Origin of the sequence: Streptomyces sp. NPDC052225 (genome assembly GCF_040679615.1) — a bacterium.
Classification (GTDB): domain Bacteria; phylum Actinomycetota; class Actinomycetes; order Streptomycetales; family Streptomycetaceae; genus Streptomyces.
Genome location: NZ_JBFAVD010000026.1, coordinates 65717 through 85160, shown reverse-complemented (window position 1 = coordinate 85160; position 19444 = coordinate 65717). Strand labels below are relative to the sequence as shown.

Sequence of the window (19444 nt, the reverse complement as noted above, 5' to 3'; positions counted from 1 at the left end):
TCAGCAACGCTTATGGAGGGTGCAGTCTTCATCGTTGGACGTGAACCACGGCCGCCGCCGACGATGACCCCATGCCCGCACTCATGTCCCCGCCCGCCCGTATCGCCCTCGTCGCCGACCGCTCCCCGCACGTCGTCTCGCACACCCGCGTCCCCCTGCTCCTCGACGCGCTCGCTGGCCGCGAGGGCCTGGCCCTCGACGCGTACTGGATCCCGACCGAGGACGCCGAACGACCCGATGCCGTACGGGACTTCGACGCCGTGTGGGTCCTTCCCGGCAGCCCGTACCGCAGCGAGGCCGGTGCGCTCGCCGCGATCCGCACGGCCCGCGAGGAGCGCATCCCGTTCCTCGGCACGTGCGGCGGGTTCCAGCACACGCTCCTCGAATACGCCCGCCATGTGTGCGGCCTGACGGGCGTCGCGCACGCCGAGAACGACCCGGGCGCCGACGATCTCCTCATCGCCCCGTTGAGCTGCTCGCTCGTCGGACACGAGGGCACGGTGACCACGACCGGCGGCTCGCTCGCCGAGGCGGCGCTCGGCGCGGACCGCACGGTCGAGCGCTACCACTGCGGCTACGGGCCCGCGGCCACGCACCTGGGCACACTGCGCGCGCACGGCCTGCGGTTCACCGGCGCGGACGAGCAGGGGCAGGTCCGCATCGTCGAACTCCCGCGGGAGCAGCACCCGTTCTTCCTCGCGACCCTGTTCCAGCCGGAGCTGTCCGGCGACGGCAGCCGTCCGCACCCGGTCATCCGGGCGCTGGCCCGCGCGGCGGTCGCGCGGGCCGGTTCACCGGGCCGTCAGCCGGTGTGACCGTCGTGGCAGACTCCCGGGGACCAGCGAAGCGAAGCCGGAACGGAGTCCACACCACCGCATGACCGACCGCACCCTCCGCCTGCTCCGCGACGACCCGCGCCTCGCCGCCCTCGCCGCCTTCCCCTTCGCCTTCGACCTCGGCCGCACCACGCACGTCGAGGACGTACGGCTCGCCTGCGGCGGCGGGCTGCGGCCGGTCGCCGGGTCCGACACGGGCGGCACGTACTTCGTGTGCGACGACGGCGCGGTCCTGTACGCCGACTCGGAGGGCGCGGCCGGTGTCGTCGGCGCGTCGGTCGACGAGGCGGTCGAGATCCTCGTCGGGCTCCCGGCCTGCCCCGCCGGTCTCACCGCCGACGCGCCGCCCGAGGAGATCCTCGCGCGCGTGGCCGAGGCCGAGGAGGAGATGCGGGAGGAGTGCGCGCCCGAACTCGACGCACAGCGCGCCCAGTTGAGGAAGGCGCTCGGGTTCGCGGAGCGCTCACCGGCGGAGCTGCTCGCCCTCCTGGACGCGGCGCTCGCGAGCACGGAGCCTGACCATCTGCTCCTGAACGCGGCCGAGGGCCGCGCCTACCGGCCGCTCGCTCCGTGGCCGCGGCGTCCGCTGTGGGAGCCGGTCCTGGCGCGGGGCCGCGCCGACCTGGCCGCCCTGCGCGCGGACGCGTCCGGCGCGCTGGACGCGGTGGCCGACCCGGTGCGCCGCACGCTCGTCCTGCGGGCCGCCCAGTTCGACCGGCGCGCCACCGATCTGCCGTTCCTGCGGCGGCTGTTGGCGCGCGAGGCGCGGGACGCGGGGATGACCGAGGAGCTGCGCCTCGCCGCCGTCCTGGTGGGCCTGGCCGGCGATCCGGACGACCTCGCGCTGCTGCACGCCGCGCGCGCGACGACGTACGACACGCACCTGGGCCTGTCCGGCATCCCGGACCGCGACGCCACCGCGGAACACCTACGCGCCTGGGCCCGGGAATGGGACGACTCGCTCTTCGGCGACGATCCGGCCGACGAACCGTTCCTGGCCTGGGTCGAGCTGGCCCTCGCCCAGGACCTGACCGAGCTCGCCCGCACGGCCCTGGTCCGCAGGCTCGACGAGGACCCGTGGGAGGCGGTCGAACTGTCCACGATGCGGGGGATGTTCGAGGAGCTGGGCGACACGGCGCAGGCCCTGCGCACCCAGCGCCACGCGGTCGCCGTCGCCCACCCGGTGCCGGGTTCGTACGGGCGGGTCTCAGCCCTTCTCACCCTGGCCCGCCTGGAGCGCGAAGGCGGCCAACTGGCCGCCGCCGTGGATACGTTGACGACGCTGCGCGACCAGCTCGACCGTTCCGACGACGAACTGGTCCGGCACTGGCGCGGCGTCATGCTCGGCGTGCACCTCACCCGCGAGCACTACGCCGTAGCCGCCGCGGGCCTGCCCGCCGCGCAGGCGGACGCCGTACGGGCCGCCGCCGACGCCCTGCGCGCCCAGCTCTCGGAGCCGGGCGCGCGGAGCGTCTGAACCGCGAGCCGCTCAGGAGGCTGCCCAGGCGAAGGACGGCGCCGTCGGGATCCGGTCCGGCAGGAAGCCGTGCGCCCGCCGCGCCAGGTACTCGGGGCGGTAACGGTCCACCTCCCGGTGCCAGTTGAGGATGCCCGCCATCCAGTTGCGCAGCTCATCGACGTACCCGTCGAGGATCCCGCGCGCCTCGGCGGACAGCTTGAAGTCCTCGTACAGGACGGGGAATTCGTGCGCCACGACGTGCTCGAACTGCTGCATGCGCTGCGTCATCAGGTCGTGCACGATGCCGAGCGCCCGCGGGTAGTCGATGCCGAAGAAGTTCTGTACGACGAGGATCGCGTTGTGGATCTCACCCTCGTATTCGATCTCCTTCTGGTACGAGAAGACGTCGTTGACCAGCATCGCGTAGTCGACAGCCGCGTTCTCCAGTGAGCGGACGGGCCCGCTGCGGTACACCTGCGGCGGCACGGCCGGACCGTGGCCCATCCGGCACAGGCCCATCGTCAGGTCGGCGCCGAAGGTGGCGCGGCGCATCTCCAGATAGTCGACGGGGTCGGGGATGCGGTTCTGGAGCTGGTTGGCGACCTCCCACACCCAGCTCTCCGTCATGACGTCGACGGACGCCTTCAGGGTGCGCCGCTGCTCGGGCGTCATCGCGGCGGTGGTGCGCGCCCACAGGTCGAGCAGGCCGCGCTCCATGGCGTTGACCGGGACCGGCGCGGGCTCCCCGTCGACGGGCATGCAGGCCGTCAGGCGCGCCGTGCACGCCTTCGCGGCGGCGATGTCGCGCCGGTGCCCGAAGACGAGCGGGTAGTAGTCGTCGCCGTACGTCCCCCACGCGAGCCACTGCGCGCTGAGGTCGAGCGCCTCCGGCGAACCGTCCGGGTCGAGCCCCGCCGAGCACAGCGCCAGGTCGGCGGCGGCGAGCTTGGCCTCGTCCCAGACGCCCTCCGCGAGGATGCCCATGCGGTGCGCCCACGGCACGAGCCGGGCCCGCGCGCCGTCGAGGGCGGGGTTCAGCTTCAGCTCGAACGGCATGTAGAAGTCGGGGAGCCGGGACGGGCCGACCTTCTGGAACGGGACGTGCGTGTACGCCCGCAGCCGCTCCGCGCCGACGGACGCGAGCAGCGCCCGGATGTCCGCGCCGCCCGCGCCGAGCCCGGTCGGCCCGCCCAGCGGCGAAGACTCCGGGACGGCACCCTTGTTCATGTAGCGGCTGGAGCGCAGATGCCATTCGTGGCCGCCGGACTGCCAGTCCTGGAGGCCCTGCGTGTACGCGGCGACGGCCGCGACCTCGTCCGGCGTGAGGCCCTTCTCCAGGGCGAGCGCCGGGACTTCGGTGAGCGCGGTGTGCTCGAACTGGTGCAGCCGCGAGGTGAGCACGTCGTTGACGGCTTCCGCCGCCTCCTGTGTCGTACAGCCGAAGAAGGTCTCCAACACCAGGACGCCGTTGGAGAGTTCGCCTTCGTCGCACACTTCGCGCTCGTACGAGAAGAGGTCGTTGCGCAGGTGGACGCCGTCGGAGAAGGCCTCCATGAGGACGCGCAGCGGCCTCGACTCGGCGACGGACGCGGGGACTTCGGCGGTCGCGTACTCGACGAGCCCCGCCGACCACGGCGCACCGCCCACCTTGCGGCGCATCTCGATGTACTCGACGGGGTTGGAGATCCGGCCCTCGTTGATGTTCGAGAGCTCCCACATCGACTCGTTGAGCAGGTGCTCGGTCGACTCGGCGAAGCGGCGGCGCCAGTCGGCCGACATGGCGGGCACGGTGCGCCGCCACAGGTCGATGAGGCCCGCCTCGACGGGGTTCTCCGGCTCGGGCACGGCTGCGTCCGGACTGTCCAGGTCCATCGGCATGAAGAGCGGCAGCCGGTCGAGGTGGGCCTTGCCGGCCTCGCGGTCGTTGGTCCGCTTGAACATGTCGAGGAAGTGGTCGTCGAAGAAGAAGACCCACACGTACCAGTCGGTGATCAGCGAGAGCGCGGGCCCGTCGCAGTCGGGGTGCGTGTACGCGCAGAGCAGGCCGTAGTCGTGCGCGTCGAGGTCGCTCTGGTCCCAGATGCCGCTGCCCTCGAGCATGCCCATCTCGCGGGCCCACGCGGTGGAGTGCGCGCGGGCCTCGTCGAGGTGCGGGTTGAGCCGCGCCTGGTATGGCATGTAGAAGCGCGGGAGCTGGAACGGCTGCGAGGACTGCTGTGTCATGTGCGCGGCCCTACCCGCGCCGGTCAACTGCCATCCCCGGCGCGGCACATGATCGTCCTATCGCGTGAACGTTTCCTGTTTCCAGTGCGCGGGCCGCCGCAATGCCCCAGGCACCTTGGTGGCACCGTCGCCGAGGGCCGCGTTCAGCTGGGCCTGGGTGAGGAAGATGCTGCCGGTGAGGTCGGCCCCGGCCAGCCGCGCGTCACGCAGGTCCGCGCCGATCAGGTCGGCCGAGCGCAAGTCGGCGCCGGTCAGGTCGGCGGCGACGAGGAGGGCGCCGCGCAGGTTGGCGCCGCGCAGGTCGGCCTTCTTGAGGCGGGCGCCGACGAGATCGGCGCCGCGGTGGTTCTTCTTGCGGCCGAGCGCCCCGGGGACGTCCGCGCGGACCAGCTCGCTGGCCTTGAGCAGCACGGTGTTGACGTCGCCGCGGATCGCGGGCACGTCGGCGGCGAGCAGTTCGTCGGCGTCCGCGCGCGTCAGCCGGTCGACGGTGTCACGGGCCCGGCGCGCGTCCCGGTGCACGGCCGCGGCCCTGGGCAGTGTGAGCACCTCCTCCAAATACCAGAGCAGCTCGTGCAGTTGACGCATGACGGGAAAGACCTCGTACATGGTCCGCGCGCTGTCGGGCCGCTCCCGCCAGCTCACTCCCCCGAAGGTGACCTGCGAGACCTTCTGCCCCGCGCCGAAGCAGTCGAAGACGGTGCAGCCGCGGTACCCCTCGTCGCGCAGGGTGGCGTGGATGCCGCAGCGGAAGTCGCTCTGGAGATTCCGGCACGGCGTGCCCGCGTTCTTGTTCGCCGCGAAGTCCTGGGACCTGGCGAAGGGCAGCGCGACACAGCACAGCCCGAAGCAGTTGCCGCAGTCGGCGGCGAGATCGGCGAGCGGCAGGGCGGGACGACGGGCATCAGTCGGATCAGAGGAGGTCACGCCCCCTATTGTCCCCGACGGGCCCCGCACGCCCCCTTGTGGCCCGGCTCTCCCCGCGCCACCGTTGACGCGACCGGAACCGCACACCCCATCCCAGGAGTCGACGTGGCCTCCTTCCTGCTGCCCCACGCACTGCACGGCGACGGCCCGCACAAGGTCATCGCGGTGCACGGCTGGTTCGCCGACCGTTCCGCGTACGCGCCGATCGTCCCCGACCTCGACCGGGCCTCCTTCCAGTACGCCTTCGTCGACCTGCGCGGATACGGGGAGGCGGTCCGGACGCCGGGCGCGTACACGACCGCCGAGGCGGCGGACGACGTGATCGACCTCGCGGACCGGCTCGGCTGGGAGCGCTTCTCGCTGATCGGGCACTCGATGGGCGGCAGCGTGGCGCAGCGCGTGGTGGCGCGGGCGGGCGCGCGGGTGCGGCGCATCGCGGGCGTCTCCCCGGTCCCGGCCTCGGGCCTGCCGCTGCCGCCCGAGCAGTGGGAGCTGTTCGCCGGCGCCGACACCGAGCCCGCGAACCGCCGCGCCATCCTCGACGTCACGACGGGCGGCGTCCGCCCCGCCGCCTGGCTGGACCGCATGGTCGAGCGCTCGCTGGCGGTCAGCGACGCGAAGGCGTTCCGGGCCTGGCTGGACTCGTGGGCGGGCGACGACTTCCACACCGACCTCGAAGGCTGTACGACGCCCGCGCTCACCGTCACCGGTCAGCTCGACCCGGCGCTGTCGGCGGACCTGATGCGGCAGACGTGGCTGCGCTGGTTCGTCCGTGGCGAGCTGGTCGATCTGCCGGTGTGCGGCCACTACGCGATGGACGAGGCGCCGCTCGCGCTGATCAGGGTGGTGGAGGACTTCCTGCGGGCGGACGGCGCGTGACCCCCGGGCCGCCGGACGTCTTCGACCCCCGCCTGTACGCGGCGGGGGTCCCGCACGACCGCTACCGCGTGCTGCGCGATGACCACCCGGTGTCCTGGCAGGCGGAACCGGCGGTCCTCGGCTGGCCCGAGGGCCCGGGTTTCTGGGCGGTGGCCCGGCACGCGGACGTGGTCCGGGTCCTGAAGGACGCGTCGACATACTCCTCGCACGTCGGCGCGACCCAGATCCGCGACCCGGACCCGGCGGACCTCCCCTTCATCCGCGGCATGATGCTCAACCAGGACCCGCCGGCCCACGGCAGGCTGCGCCGCCTGGTGAGCCGGGCGTTCACCCCGCGCCGGGTGGAGGCGTTCGAACGAGCGGCCCGCGACCGGGCAACATCCCTGCTGCGCAAGGCACTTGAGGCGGACGGCAGCCCCACCCTCGACCTCGTGTCGACGGTCACCGACGACTACGCCCTCCTCAACCTCGCCGACCTCCTCGGCGTCCCGGAGTCCGACCGCGCGCTGCTGTTGCACTGGACGCGGCGGGTCATCGGCTACCAGGACCCGGACGAGGCCCCGCAGCCGGTCCTCGACGCCGCGGGGCGCCCGGTGAACCCGCGCTCCCCGTCCGCACTGGCCGACATGTTCGCGTACGCCGACGAGCTCGCCGCCCACAAGCGCGCCCACCCGGCGGACGACGTGATGACGACGCTCGCGACGGACCCCGAGCTCACCGGGCCCGAACGGCAGATGTTCTTCTTCCTGCTCACCGTCGCGGGCAACGACACGGTCCGCAGCGCGGCCCCGGGCGGCCTGTCCCTCCTGGCAGAGAACCCCTCCACGTACGCCCAACTCCGAGCCAACAAGCTGGACTTGACGACCCTCACCGACGAGCTGCTGCGCCGCCACCCGCCGGTCCTGACCTTCCGCCGCACGGCGGCCCGGGACACGACGCTCGCGGGCACCCGAATCGCGAGGGGCGACAAGGTCGTCGTCCTGCACGCCTCCGCCAACCACGACGAGCGCGTCTTCGCCGACCCCTTCCGCCTCGACCCGCACCGCACCCCGAACCCCCACGTCTCCTTCGGCGACGGCCCGCACGTCTGCCTGGGCGCGCACTTCGCCCGGCTCCAGCTGCGGATCCTCTACGAGGAGGTGGCCCGTGCCCTCCCCGACCTGCGGCCGGCCGGGCCGCCCCGGCGGCTGGTGTCGAACTTCATCAACGGGATCAAGGAGCTGCCGGTGCATCGGGAGGCGTGAGCTGCCTCACGCCCGGGAGGTCTTCCGCTCGGCCCTTATCCCGGTGCTACAGTGACGGCCGATCGATCCCGATCACAGGGTTGTTACTCCCCACGAAGACGTTGTCGTCATCGTGAGGCGAGGCAAGGCCTGGGAAACGCCGTTTGGCGTTGCCCGGGCCTTTTTTGTTGCCCGGACCCGGGGCGGGAGCGATCGCGAGCCGATGCAAGAGCACGATCCGAGATGCGAGGAAGCATCATGAGCAGCAGCACCGCTCCGGGCACCGAGACGCTGGCGGAGAGCATTCTCCGCGGCGTCGGCGGACCCGGGAACATCGAGAGCCTCACGCACTGCGCGACGAGGCTGCGCTTCCAGCTCCACGACGGGGCCAAGGTCGACCAGGCCGCCCTCGACTCCCTCAAGGGCGTCATGGGCACCGTGCCCCAGTCGGGCGACCGCTTCCAGATCGTGATCGGCGGTGCCGTCGCCCGGGTCTACTCCGAGCTCATGAACCTGCCGTCGATGACCGCGGGCGGCACGGCGAAGCCGAAGTCCGACGCCGAGGTCAAGGCCGAGATGCGGGCCAAGAGCCGCGGCAGGTTCGCCTGGGTCGACAACTTCTTCGAGTACCTCTCGGACTCGTTCCGCCCGCTGATGGGTGTGCTGCTCGGCTCCTCGCTGATCATCGCGATCGCGTCCGTGCTCGACGCGATCGGCGTCGTCGACTTCCGCGCCACGGACAAGTCCGCGACCTGGGTGTTCGTCGACGCCATGTGGCGCTCGGTGCTCTACTTCCTGCCGATCTTCGTCGCGTACAACGCGGCCAAGAAGCTGAAGATCGACCCGTGGGTCGGCGCCGCCGTGATGGCCGCGGTGATGACCCCGAACTTCACCGGGATGCTCAACAAGGACTCGGGCATCCCCGGGATCACCTGCACCACCAACGCGACCCTGGGCACCCAGGAGTGCGTGGCGCACGTCTTCGGGCTGCCGATGCAGCTGAACGACTACGGCGGCCAGGTCTTCGTGCCGCTGCTGATGGTCGCCCTGCTCGCCCTGGTCTACAAGGGTCTCCAGCGGATCTTCCCGGAGAGCGTGCACATGGTCTTCGTGCCGTTCTTCTCCATGCTGATCATGATCCCGGTCACCGCGTTCCTCATCGGCCCGATGGGCATCTGGGCCGGCAACGGCCTCGGTGAAGGCCTGTCGTGGATGAACAACAACGCCCCGATCGTCTTCGCGATCATGATTCCGCTGATCTACCCGTTCCTGGTGCCGCTCGGCCTGCACTGGCCGCTGAACGCGCTCATGCTCCAGAACATCAGCGTCCTCGGCTACGACTTCATCCAGGGCCCCATGGGCGCGTGGAACTTCGCCTGCTTCGGCGCCACCGCCGGTGTGCTGCTGCTCTCGGTCCGCCACCGTGAGAAGGAGATGCGCCAGACCGCGACCGGCGCCCTCGCCGCGGGTCTGTTCGGCGGTATCTCCGAGCCCTCGCTCTACGGCATCCACCTGCGCTTCAAGCGGATCTACCCGCGCATGCTCGTCGGCTGCCTCGTCGGCGGCGTCATCGTCGGCGTGATGGGCGGTGTCGACACCGACGCCTTCGCCTTCACCTCGCTGCTGACCATCCCGGTCTTCGACCCGATGGTCACGTACATCATCGCGATCACCGCGGCCTTCTTCACGTCGATGGCGCTGGTCTACTTCTCCGACTTCCGCACCAAGGAGGACCGCGCCCAGGCCAACGCCGAGCGCGACGCCGCCGAGGCCGCGGAGCGCGGCGACGACACTCCGGCGGCCGCCCCGGCCGAGGCCGTCACCACCGTCAAGGACATCGAGATCGCGGCGCCCGTCGCGGGCCGCGTGGTCTCCCTCGACGAGGTCCCCGACCCCGTCTTCTCCTCCCGCGCGCTCGGTGAGGGCGTGGGCATCGAGCCGGCCGACGGCCGCATCGTCGCCCCGGTCGCCGGTGAGCTGGTCACCGTCGTCGAGACGGGCCACGCCTTCGGTATCCGTACCGAGGACGGCGTCGAGGTGCTCGTGCACGTCGGCATCGACACGGTCCAGATGAAGGGCGAGGGCTTCGACGTCCGCGTCGAGTCCGGCCAGAAGGTCGCCGTCGGCGATCTCCTCGCGGAGGTCGACCTCGACGCCGTGCGCGCCGCGGAGCACCCGACCGTGACCCTCATGACGGTCCCCAACACCGCGGAGCTCGCCTCGGTCGAGCCCCGCACCGGGCAGGACGTCGCCGCCGGCGCCGCCGTGGTGACCGTACGGCGATAACCACCCGCCACCGGCACGGTGCGCGCGTCCCTCACCGGGGCGCGCGCACCGTCGCCGTTACGGGGCGGTTGGCGCGAACAGCGGACGATACGGGATCATCGACCAGGTATCGGACCATGAATCGGACCAGGCAACGGACCACGGACGGAAGGGAGGCCCGGTGGAGGCACTACGCGTCCTGAACAACAACGTGGTCCTCGCACGGGACGAGCAGGGCCAGGAGGTCATCCTCACCGGGCGTGGCATCGGCTTCAGCTCCCAGCAGGGCAAGCCCATCGACCCGGCGCTGATCGTGCGCGTCTTCGTCCCCGCCGACGGGCGCGACCCCGACCATCTGGCCGAGGTCTTCGCCCTGATCGGCGAGGAGGTCCTGCGCGCCGTCGTCATCGCCCTGGAGGAGGTCGGCATCGAGGGGCGCGAGTCCACCCGGCCGACCCTCGCCATCGCGGTGGCCGACCACGTCGCCGGAGCGCTCGACCGGGCCAAGCGCGGCATCGTCGTCGAGTACCCGCTGCGCGAAGAGACGCAGGCCCTGTACCCCACCGAGTACGCCCAGGCGCAGAGCCTCCTCGCGGCCATCAACGAGCGGGTCGACCCGCGCCTGGAGCCCTCCGAGGCGACCGCGCTCGCCCTGCACCTGGTCAACGCCGGTTTCGCCTCGGGCGATCTGTCGTTCACGTACACGATGACCGGCGTCATCCAGCAGATGCTCGCCGTCGTCCGCGAGCAGTACGGCCTCGACGTCGCGCAGGACTCCCTGAGCGCGGCGCGGTTCATCACCCACGTGCGCTATCTCTTCGTACGGATCCAGCAGCACCGCCAGCTCAAGGGCCACGAGTCCACGATCGGCAAGGGCATCCGCCAGCACTACCCGGAGGCGACGGGCACCGCCCTGAAGCTGGCCACCATCGTCGAGCTGCGCCTGGGGCAGCAGCTCAGCGACGACGAGATCTCCTACCTGGCGCTCCACGTGGCCCGTATGACGATGGAGGCCGACGCCGAGGCGGCGTGAGCCGCCCGGATCAGCCCTCGTCCTCCGTGAGACGCAGCGAGATCGAGTTGATGCAGTACCGCTGGTCCGTCGGCGTGGGATAACCCTCGCCCTCGAAGACGTGGCCGAGGTGCGAGCCGCAGCGTGCGCACCGGACCTCGGTGCGCACCATGCCGTGCGAGCGGTCCTCGATCAGCTCGACGGCGTCCGAGTCCTTCGGGTCGTAGAAGCTCGGCCAGCCGCAGTGCGACTCGAACTTCTCCGTCGACGTGAACAGCTCCGCGCCGCAGGCCCGGCAGGAGTAGACGCCCTTGGTCTTGGTGTCGGTGTACTCACCGACGAACGCGGGCTCCGTGCCGGCCTGGCGCAGTACCGCGTACTCCGCCGGGGTCAGCTCCGCGCGCCACTGCTCGTCCGGCTTCTCGACGTCGTACGACATGAGGTCTCCTCTTAGCGCTGTGCGAGGTGGTCCAGGATGCGCGGGCCGAGGTCCGTGACGTCGCCCGCGCCCATGGTGAGAACGAGATCACCGGGCTTCGCCATTCCCGCGATCGCCTCGACCGCCGCCGTCCTGTCGCCCGCCGGCTGCACGTCGGCGCCCGCCGCGCGTGCGGCGTCCACGATCAGGGCGCTCGTGATGCCCGGGATCGGGTCCTCGCGGGCCGGGTAGATGTCGAGGACGACCGAGGCGTCCGCGAGCTTGAGGGCCTCGCCCATCTCCTTGCCCAGCTCCTGGGTGCGGGAGAACAGGTGCGGCTGGAAGAGGACCAGGAGGCGCGAGTCGGCGGCCGCCGCGCGCATCGCCTCCAGGTCGGCCGTCATCTCGGTCGGGTGGTGCGCGTACGAGTCGATGACCTGCACGCCGCTCTCCTCGCCCTTGAGCTGGAGGCGGCGCTTGACGCCGGTGTACGACTTCAGCGCGCCCGCCAGGTTCCGGGACGGGATGCCGAGCGCGACGCCCGCCGCGAGGGCCGCGACCGCGTTGTGCGCGTAGTGACGGCCGGGGACCGAGACGGTGAAGGTGAGCAGCTTGCCGTCGAGCAGAACCGTCACCTCGCTGGCCAGACCGCGCGGGGTGATCTTGTGGATGCGGATGTCGGCGGACTCGGACTCGCCGTACGTGACGACCTTGAGGGACGTCGTGTCGCGGATGCGGCGGGTCAGCTCGACCGCGCCCTCGTGGTCGGCGGCGATGACCAGCGTGCCGCCGGGGACGATCTTCGACGTGAAGATCTCGAAGGAGTCGTAGATCTCGTCCATCGACGCGTAGTTGGCGTGGTGGTCGAGCTCGACGTTCAGGATGATCGCGACTTCGGGCCGGTACTTGTGGAAGCTGCGGTCCGACTCGTCGGCCTCGGCGACGAAGATGTCGCCCTCGCCGTGCAGCGCGTTCGAGCCGGGGGCGTCGAGGTCGCCGCCGATCGCGTACGAGGGGTTCAGGCCGAGCGAGCTGAGCGAGACCGCGAGCATCGACGTCGTGGTCGTCTTGCCGTGGGTGCCGGCGACGGCGATGGGGCGCAGCCCGTCCATCAGGGCCGCGAGCGCGTCCGACCGGTGCACGACCGGGATGCCGAGCTCGGCCGCGCGGACCAGCTCCGGGTTGTCCTCGCGGATCGCGGAGGAGACCACGACGCAGGTGGTGTCGGGGGCGACGTTGTCCGCGGCGTGGCCGATGTGGACCGTGGCGCCGAGCGCGCGCAGGGCCTCGACGGTCGCGGACTCACGCGAGTCGCTGCCCGCCACCTGCGCGCCGCGCTGCGCGAGGATCTTGGCGATGCCCGACATTCCGGCGCCGCCGATGCCGATGAAGTGCGGTCGGTCCATGGCGGCGGTAGAAGTGGGCAGGCCGGGTGCCATACGTGTCGCTCCCCTGAGGTCGTGCTTGGGTGTCCGGATCCGCGGCCACGAACGACGGCGGACGGGGTCAGCCTATTGCCTCCCCCGACCCGCCTCGGCCCCGTCCTCCTCACGCCTTGCTGTACGAGAACAGCTTCAGGACCGGGACGCCCACCTTGTGCCGGGCCCGGGAGGCCCAGTCGCGGTGGAAGAACTCCTCGACGTAGTGCGGGTCGGTCAGCACGATGACCTCGTCCGCCTTGATCTCGTCGACCAGGGCCTTCAGGGCGTCGAGCGGGTGGTCCTCGATGAACCGGCCCTCGGCGGCGCACCCCGCCTGGTGCAGGGCCGCGAGGGAGACCGCTAGGGCCTGCTCGCCGGGGGCCTTGGCCTCGTCGCCCTCGGGGACCTCGTCCTCGCGCGCCGCCTCGTCCAGTTCACCCATGGCGACGTCGTCGATGGCCCGCAGCAGGCGGTCCGCCTGGTCGCCGCGGGGCTGGATCAGCACGTGGAAAGAGACTTCCTCGTCACCGTGCAAGGTGGTGACGAACTCCACGTCGGCAGACGTCAGGGCCTTCTCGATCATCAATACGCTCGTGAACACGACGGGCGCCCTTCTTCTCCTACCGTGGGCCGCCTCGAGACGACCCTCCGGGGTGGACCAGCGGACCTGCGGAAACCATCCTGCCCCGTGGCCGCACGGGGTCTGCGAGATTTAGTGTGCCCAGCGGAAGCTAAACGGAACGACTCATTCCGCCGAGTGTCGGCTCCGACGGTACCGAGTGAAGAGAAAACCGTCCTCCTCCAGGAGAGATGCCAGTTCGAAACGTTCCGGCACTGCCAGGGTCGAGCCCCCCGCGATGCGCTGCGCGTCGCCCGCGGTGAGCAGCGGCGACACCGTCAGACACAGCTCGTCGAGTACCCGGGCCGCCACGAACTGCCCCAGCATCCGCGGGCCGCCCTCGGTCAGGAGCCGCTTGAACCCGCGGTCGGCGAGCGCCCGTACCGCACGGTCCGGGTCGACGGTCGCGCCCTCGCCGGCGATGAGCACCTCGGCGCCGGCCTTGCGGGCGGCAGCCATCCGGTCGGCCGGGGCGCCCGCGCCGGTGATCAGGAACGTCGGGGCCAGCGGGTCGGTGAACAGCGGCAGGTCGAAGTCCAGGTCGAGGCTCGCGCTGATGACCGCGATCGAGGGCGCCGGAGCCTGGCCGGCCGCTTCCCGGCGCGCGAGGAAGGCCTCCCGGGCGCGGGCCGGCCGGTAGCCCTCCTGGCGGACGGTCTGGGCGCCGACGACGACCAGGTCGGCGAGACCGCGCAGGGCCCCGAAGATCCGCATGTCGGTAGGGCAGGAGATGGGCTGCGAGCGGCCGTCGTGCTGGGCGGCCCCGTCGAGCGTGGAGACCATGTTGGCACGCAGCCACACGTCCACGTCCGGGTCGGCGGGATAGGCGTAGGCGTCGGCGAGCTCGTCGAGAGTCCACTCCCGGCTCACCGGCCCCTCCGCCACCTCCTGACCCTCGTACCCCTTGTCAGCTGCTGTTTCGTACGTCACAGGGAACAGGCGTCGCATGACGTGCAGTGTGGCACGGCCACTAAGCTGAGGAGTTGTGTCGTCATCCACCGAAGCCGCCGACTCCCGGGAGTCCCGCCAGATGGGCCTCAGCCCCATACCCGACGCGGCGCCGCTGTCCCTGTGCGCCCGTGAGCCGCACGTCCCCGCGGAGCGCCTGGTCGCGGAGATGGTGCCGCCGCCGCGGTTCAGCACCGCCCGCTTCGAGACGTACATCCCCGACCCGAACCAGCCGAGCCAGACGCAGGCCGTTCAGGTGCTGAGCGGATTCGCCGCGGGCCTCGGCGGCGCGCACGCCTCGGGCGCCGGTTCCGGTTCCGGGAAGAAGCGCGGGTTCTTCGGCTTCGGCAAGAAGCCCGCCGCTCCGGCCGGGCCGCGCGGCGTCTACCTCGACGGCGGCTACGGCGTCGGCAAGACCCACCTCCTCGCCTCCCTGTGGCACGCGACGCCGGCCGCGCCCGAGCAGAAGGCGTTCGGCACGTTCGTCGAGCTGACGAACCTGGTCGGCGCGCTCGGCTTCCAGCAGACGGTGAAGACGCTCAGCGGCCACCGGCTGCTGTGCATCGACGAGTTCGAGCTCGACGACCCCGGGGACACCGTCCTCGTCTCCACCCTGCTCGGCAAGCTGGTCGACGCGGGCGTCGCGCTCGCCGCGACCTCGAACACACTGCCGGGCAAGCTCGGCGAGGGCCGGTTCGCCTCCGCCGACTTCCTGCGGGAGATCCAGGGCCTGTCCGCACACTTCCGTCCGCTGCGCATCGACGGCGAGGACTACCGGCACCGCGGCCTTCCCGAGGCCCCGGCGCCGTTCTCGGACGAGCAGGTCACGAAGGCGGCGTACGCCACGCAGGGCGCTTCGCTGGACGACTTCCCGCATCTGCTGGAGCACCTCGCTCGGGTGCACCCGAGCCGGTACGGCGCCCTGACGGACCACCTCAAGGCCGTCTGCCTCACCGACGTCTCGGCCGTCCCCGACCAGTCGACGGCCCTGCGCCTCGTCGTCCTCGCGGACCGGCTCTACGACCGCGAGATCCCGGTCCTCGCGTCGGGCGCGCCGTTCGACCAGCTCTTCAGCGAGGAGATGCTGAACGGCGGCTACCGGAAGAAGTACTTCCGGGCGATCTCGCGGCTCACGGCGCTGGCGCGGGACGCGAAGGGGCTCGTACGGGACTGAGGGCGGCCGGGGTCATTTCCGGCGCCGCCGGACCGCCATGGCGTTCCCGGCGGCGAGCAGCGCCGTCAGGACGGCGCAGCACAGCGCACCGACCGCCCAGCCCGTGTCCTCGCTGTACGTCAGCACCGTGAGTCCCGCCCACACGAAGCCGAACCAGGCCGCGAGCCGTCCCCGGGAAGTCTCCGGGAGCGGCCCCGCGGCTTCGGCGTGTTCGACCTCCTCGTACGTCATGCGGTCCCACCGCAGGCACAGCGCGAGGAGCAGCCCGAGTCCCGCGCCGACACCGATGAGCAGGGGCGCTTCGCGCAGCGTGACGCGCCACCCCGCGATCAGGCAGATGGCCACCAGCGACGCCGCCGTCACCGCCCCGAACAGGCCTCCCGTGCGCGCCGGATGCTGCCAGACGCAGCGCTGGAACCGCGAGGGCGGACGCCGCCGGCCGACCATCCGCTGGTTGCGCACCAGGGCCCGCACCATCACCCGGTCCACCATGCGGACCGCTCTCAGCATCATCCCGACGTCCCCCGATTCCCGGGCCGGAGCATAGGGCACCTACACGAGTAACCATCCCCCAACTGCACTTGCTACGCGCGTGGTTCCCGTGACGGAGAGCGCGTGATAGACACAGCCGGGTCACAGTCCTGTCCGCCAACAGGAAGTTGCTCTCATGTCACGCACGACTCGTACGTCCGATGCACGGCAGTCCGCAACACGACGTCAAGTCCTCGCCCGTACCGGCGCTTTGGGGGTGGGCATCACCTTCGCGGGGGCCGTCTCCGAGCTGTTCGCCGGGTCGGCCGCGGCGCAGGGGAAGGGCGGCTACGGGCCGTTGGTGCCCGATCCGGCCGGGCTGCTCGACCTGCCGAAGGGGTTCTCGTACAAGGTGCTCTCCCGCGAGGGGGACCAACTGCGGTCCGGGGAAGGGCCGGTGCCGAGCAACCACGACGGCATGACCGCCATCGCCGGGAGACAGGGCCGCGTGCACCTCGTGCGCAACCACGAGAACCGGGTCACCGCGAAGATCCAGGTGCCGACCGTCGAAGGGATCACGTACGACCCGATGGGCAAGGGCGGCTGTACGGCGCTCACCGTCGACCGGCACGGGAACGTGCTGTCGGAGCGGGTCGCCATCGCCGGCACGGCCGTCAACTGCGCGGGCGGGCACACCCCTTGGGGCACCTGGCTCACCTGCGAGGAGACCGAGGACCGGGCCGGCACGAACGGCTACACGAAGGACCACGGCTTCATCTTCGAGGTCGACCCCGTCGACCCGCACCGCTCGGGCGCCGTCCCGCTGACCGCGATGGGCCGCTTCCAGCACGAGGCCGTCGCGATCGATCCGCGACGCGGCGTCGTGTACGAGACGGAGGACGCGTTCCAGTCGCCGTTCGGCCTCTTCTACCGTTTCCTGCCCAACAAGCCCGAGGGCGGCCTCGGTTCGCTGCGCGCGGGCGGCAAGCTCCAGGCGATGCGGGTGCCGGGCGTGCCCGACCTGTCCGCGGTCCAGGAGACCGGCGCCACCTTCGACGGCATCGAGTGGGTCGACGTGCCGGACCCGCTGGCCGCACAGACCCCCATCCGCAACCAGGACTTCGGGCCGAAGGGCATCACGCACGCCCAGAAGCTGGAGGGCTGCTACTGGGGCGGGTCGAGCGTCTACTTCGTGTCGTCGTACGCGCGCAGCCGCGAGGGCTCGGCCGCCGACCACTTCGGGCAGATCTGGCGGTACGACCCCGCGTCGCGCCGTCTGACCCTGGTGATCGTCTTCGGTCCCGACACGGACGTGCAGCTGCCCGGCGAGGAGCCCGACAACATCTGCCTCGCGCCCAGCGGCGGCCTGATGGTGTGCGAGGACGGCGAGGGCGCGCAGCACGTGTTCGGCGTGACCAGGAAGGGCGAGGTGTACGCGATGGCGCGCGGGCGGCAGAACATCGGGACGCCCGAGGCGCCCGAGTGGGGCGAGTTCGCGGGGGTAACCTTCTCCCCCGACGGCGACACGATGTACGTGAACTGCTACAAGCCCGGCACGACGTTCGCCGTGACGGGCCCCTGGCACAAGTGACCCGCTCGGGCCGGTGCCGCCGCGCGGCGGCACCGGCCCGAGCACGGCCTCACTTCAGGTGCCGGCCGAAGAAGCGGTTGCCGTCCTCCAGCTCGAACCACGGGGTGCCGACGTGTCCGCCGAGGTTCGCGTGCAGGGTCTTCTCCTCGCTGCCGAAGGCGTCGAAGAGGTCGAGGGCCCGCTCGCGCGGGTTGCCCCGGTCGTCCCACTGCAACAGCATCAGCAGCGGGATCGTGAGCTGCCGGGCCTCCTCGCGCCGGGCGCGCGGCACATAGCCCCCGGCGAAGAAGCCGGCGGCCTTGATGCGCGGCTCGACCGTCGCGAGGCGGATGCCGAGGGCGGTCCAGCTGGTGTAGCCGACCGGGCCGCCGATGCCGGGCTGGTCGAGGGCCGCGTCCAGCGTGGTCAGCCAGTCCGGGACGGCGTTCTCGACGAGCGGGCCGATCAGGGCCTCGAAGATCTCGTCGATCCTGTCCGCCGGCTCACCGGCCTGCATGGCCCGGCGCAGGTCGGCGCGGGCCTGCTCGGCTGCGGCGGTGTGGGGCCGGTCGCCGCATCCGGCGGCGTCGATGGTGACGACCGCGTACCCGCAGGCCGCGGTGGACCGGGCGCGGGCCCGGAGGCGGGGGTCCGCCTTGGGCAGGCCGTTGTTGTGGGACATCAGGATCAGCGGGACCGGTGCGGACGCGGACGCGGAGTCGGGCGTCCACAGGGTGCCGGGGATGTCGCCGAGGGTGAACTCGCGCTCGAGAATGCCGTCGTCGAGGCGCTGCTCGGAAGTGAAACGCATGGTCGTGCCTTTCGGGAGTGCACAGTGCGGCGCTCCCGGACGACCTATCGCCCGGCCGTGACCCCAGAGGGGAGCACCCATGTCATCAGTGTGTTCACGGGTACCACCTCCTCGTTCTTTCGCACGGCCGCCAGAAAGCTAACAGGCCGCCTCACCGGACGCCAAACGGTTTTCCGCGGGCCGGGTAGCGGCGGACCGCATACCGACGCAGGATCGGAAGGACCTGACCTGAAGGGGTGCGCGCCGTGGCGAAGAAGAAGCACAAGAAGGGCACCGCGAAGGACGGCTCGCTGCGCGAGCTGCTGCGCGTCCCCGAGGGCGAGCGGATCGACCTGTCGTCGTACGACGCCGCCGGCACACCCGGCGGCCCCGCGGACAAGGCGGCGGGGACCGCCGCGACCGCCCGGATGGGCGAGCGCCTCGCCGGTCTCCAGGAGCGGCTGTGGGCGGCGGGCTCCGCCGGTGACCGGCGGCGCGTCCTGCTGATCCTCCAGGGCATGGACACCAGCGGGAAGGGCGGCACCGTCAAGCACGTGATCGGGCTCTTCAACCCCTCGGGCTGCCGCATCAAGGCCTTCAAGGCGCCGACCCGCGAGGAGCTCAACCACCCGTTCCTGTGGCGCGTCGTGAAGGCGCTGCCGGAGCCCGGCGAGATCGGCATCTTCGACCGGTCCCAGTACGAGGACGTCCTCATCGCCCGCGTACGGGAGCTGGTGCCGCGCAGTCAGCTCGGCCGGCGCTACGGGCAGATCAACCGGTTCGAGAAGTCCCTCGTGGACGACGGCGTGGTCGTCGTGAAGTGCTTCCTGCACATCTCGTACGAGCAGCAGAAGCGACGGCTGCTCGAACGGCTCGACAACCCGGACAAGCACTGGAAGTTCAATCCCGGCGACATCGACGAGCGCGCGCTGTGGCCCGCGTACCAGGAGGCGTACGAGATCGCCCTGGAGCGGTGCTCGACGGACGCGGCACCCTGGTTCGTGATCCCGGCCGACCGCAAGTGGTACCGCAACTGGGCTGTCAGCAGGCTCCTGTTGGAGCATCTGGAGGCGATGGACCCGCAGTACCCGAAGGCCGGCTTCGATGTCGAGGAGTGCCGCGAGCGGCTGCTCGCCGGACGGTGAACTGCCGTACGCCTGGTTGAATTTGGCCGGATCACGGCCGCGTGCCGCCCGGACGCCCTGGGCA

Annotated in this window: 17 protein-coding genes; 9 read left to right on the top strand and 8 right to left on the bottom strand. The window is 71.5% G+C overall.

The genetic code is table 11. The annotated features are described in order from the left end of the window. The first annotated feature begins 71 nt into the window (after window positions 1–71). Together AB0L37_RS30665 and AB0L37_RS30660 are read left to right on the top strand one after the other, a co-directional pair. Window positions 72–815: a hypothetical protein gene (locus AB0L37_RS30665; RefSeq protein WP_365512574.1), complete on the top strand. Its 744-nt coding sequence runs from the start codon at window positions 72–74 to the stop codon at window positions 813–815. 61 nt (window positions 816–876) lie between these two features. Beyond that, window positions 877–2313 (top strand): hypothetical protein, encoded by a 1437-nt coding sequence (locus tag AB0L37_RS30660; RefSeq protein WP_365512571.1) that lies wholly within the window; start codon window positions 877–879, stop codon window positions 2311–2313. Window positions 2314–2325: 12 nt separating this feature from the next. Here the strand turns inward: AB0L37_RS30660 and cyc2 are convergent, their stop codons facing one another. Continuing rightward, a complete protein-coding gene (gene cyc2, locus AB0L37_RS30655; RefSeq protein ID WP_365512568.1) occupies window positions 2326–4518 on the bottom strand; it encodes a germacradienol/geosmin synthase Cyc2 in 2193 nt (730 codons plus the stop codon). A gap of 57 nt (window positions 4519–4575) precedes the next feature. Continuing rightward, a complete protein-coding gene (locus tag AB0L37_RS30650; protein ID WP_365512565.1) occupies window positions 4576–5445 on the bottom strand; it encodes a pentapeptide repeat-containing protein in 870 nt (289 codons plus the stop codon). 105 nt (window positions 5446–5550) lie between these two features. Here AB0L37_RS30650 and AB0L37_RS30645 point away from each other — a divergent pair, with 105 nt between their 5' ends. The 4 genes from AB0L37_RS30645 (at window position 5551) to AB0L37_RS30630 (ending at window position 10845) form a co-directional block, all read left to right on the top strand. Further along, window positions 5551–6324, top strand: a complete 774-nt coding sequence (locus tag AB0L37_RS30645; protein ID WP_365512562.1) for an alpha/beta hydrolase — start codon at window positions 5551–5553, stop codon at window positions 6322–6324. After that, a complete protein-coding gene (locus AB0L37_RS30640; RefSeq protein WP_365512559.1) occupies window positions 6321–7568 on the top strand; it encodes a cytochrome P450 in 1248 nt (415 codons plus the stop codon). Before AB0L37_RS30645 ends, AB0L37_RS30640 begins: the two co-directional genes overlap by 4 nt. A gap of 237 nt (window positions 7569–7805) precedes the next feature. Beyond that, window positions 7806–9833, top strand: a complete 2028-nt coding sequence (locus AB0L37_RS30635) for a glucose PTS transporter subunit IIA (protein ID WP_365512556.1) — start codon at window positions 7806–7808, stop codon at window positions 9831–9833. Window positions 9834–9993: 160 nt separating this feature from the next. Next, a complete protein-coding gene (locus AB0L37_RS30630; RefSeq protein ID WP_365512553.1) occupies window positions 9994–10845 on the top strand; it encodes a PRD domain-containing protein in 852 nt (283 codons plus the stop codon). 10 nt (window positions 10846–10855) lie between these two features. On the opposite strand, the gene msrB is transcribed toward AB0L37_RS30630, so the two are convergent. The 4 genes from msrB to AB0L37_RS30610 all read right to left on the bottom strand — a co-directional run bounded on the left by msrB (window position 10856) and on the right by AB0L37_RS30610 (window position 14230). Further along, window positions 10856–11263 (bottom strand): peptide-methionine (R)-S-oxide reductase MsrB, encoded by a 408-nt coding sequence (gene msrB / locus AB0L37_RS30625; RefSeq protein WP_365512550.1) that lies wholly within the window; start codon window positions 11261–11263, stop codon window positions 10856–10858. A gap of 11 nt (window positions 11264–11274) precedes the next feature. Then, window positions 11275–12681 (bottom strand): UDP-N-acetylmuramate--L-alanine ligase, encoded by a 1407-nt coding sequence (murC, locus tag AB0L37_RS30620; RefSeq protein ID WP_365512547.1) that lies wholly within the window; start codon window positions 12679–12681, stop codon window positions 11275–11277. Between the two features lie 109 nt (window positions 12682–12790). Beyond that, a complete protein-coding gene (locus AB0L37_RS30615; RefSeq protein WP_365512544.1) occupies window positions 12791–13264 on the bottom strand; it encodes an indole-3-glycerol phosphate synthase in 474 nt (157 codons plus the stop codon). Between the two features lie 144 nt (window positions 13265–13408). Beyond that, the gene (locus tag AB0L37_RS30610) at window positions 13409–14230 is read right to left on the bottom strand and encodes a pyrimidine reductase family protein (protein ID WP_365512541.1); all 822 of its coding nucleotides are present in this window, start codon (window positions 14228–14230) and stop codon (window positions 13409–13411) included. An 82-nt stretch (window positions 14231–14312) separates the two neighbouring features. Here AB0L37_RS30610 and zapE point away from each other — a divergent pair, with 82 nt between their 5' ends. After that, the gene (gene zapE / locus AB0L37_RS30605; RefSeq protein ID WP_365512679.1) at window positions 14313–15404 is read left to right on the top strand and encodes a cell division protein ZapE; all 1092 of its coding nucleotides are present in this window, start codon (window positions 14313–14315) and stop codon (window positions 15402–15404) included. Window positions 15405–15416: 12 nt separating this feature from the next. On the opposite strand, the gene AB0L37_RS30600 is transcribed toward zapE, so the two are convergent. Further along, complete coding sequence (locus AB0L37_RS30600) at window positions 15417–15917, bottom strand: hypothetical protein (RefSeq protein WP_365512538.1); 501 nt, start codon at window positions 15915–15917, stop codon at window positions 15417–15419. 154 nt (window positions 15918–16071) lie between these two features. Here AB0L37_RS30600 and AB0L37_RS30595 point away from each other — a divergent pair, with 154 nt between their 5' ends. After that, window positions 16072–17466, top strand: coding sequence for an alkaline phosphatase PhoX (locus AB0L37_RS30595; RefSeq protein WP_365512535.1), 1395 nt, complete (start codon window positions 16072–16074; stop codon window positions 17464–17466). Window positions 17467–17515: 49 nt separating this feature from the next. On the opposite strand, the gene AB0L37_RS30590 is transcribed toward AB0L37_RS30595, so the two are convergent. Next, complete coding sequence (locus AB0L37_RS30590; protein WP_365512532.1) at window positions 17516–18256, bottom strand: alpha/beta hydrolase; 741 nt, start codon at window positions 18254–18256, stop codon at window positions 17516–17518. 245 nt (window positions 18257–18501) lie between these two features. Between AB0L37_RS30590 and AB0L37_RS30585 the strand changes: the two genes are divergently transcribed. After that, on the top strand, window positions 18502–19380 hold the full coding sequence (locus AB0L37_RS30585; RefSeq protein WP_365512529.1) for a polyphosphate kinase 2 family protein: 879 nt from the start codon (window positions 18502–18504) through the stop codon (window positions 19378–19380). Window positions 19381–19444 lie beyond the last annotated feature (64 nt).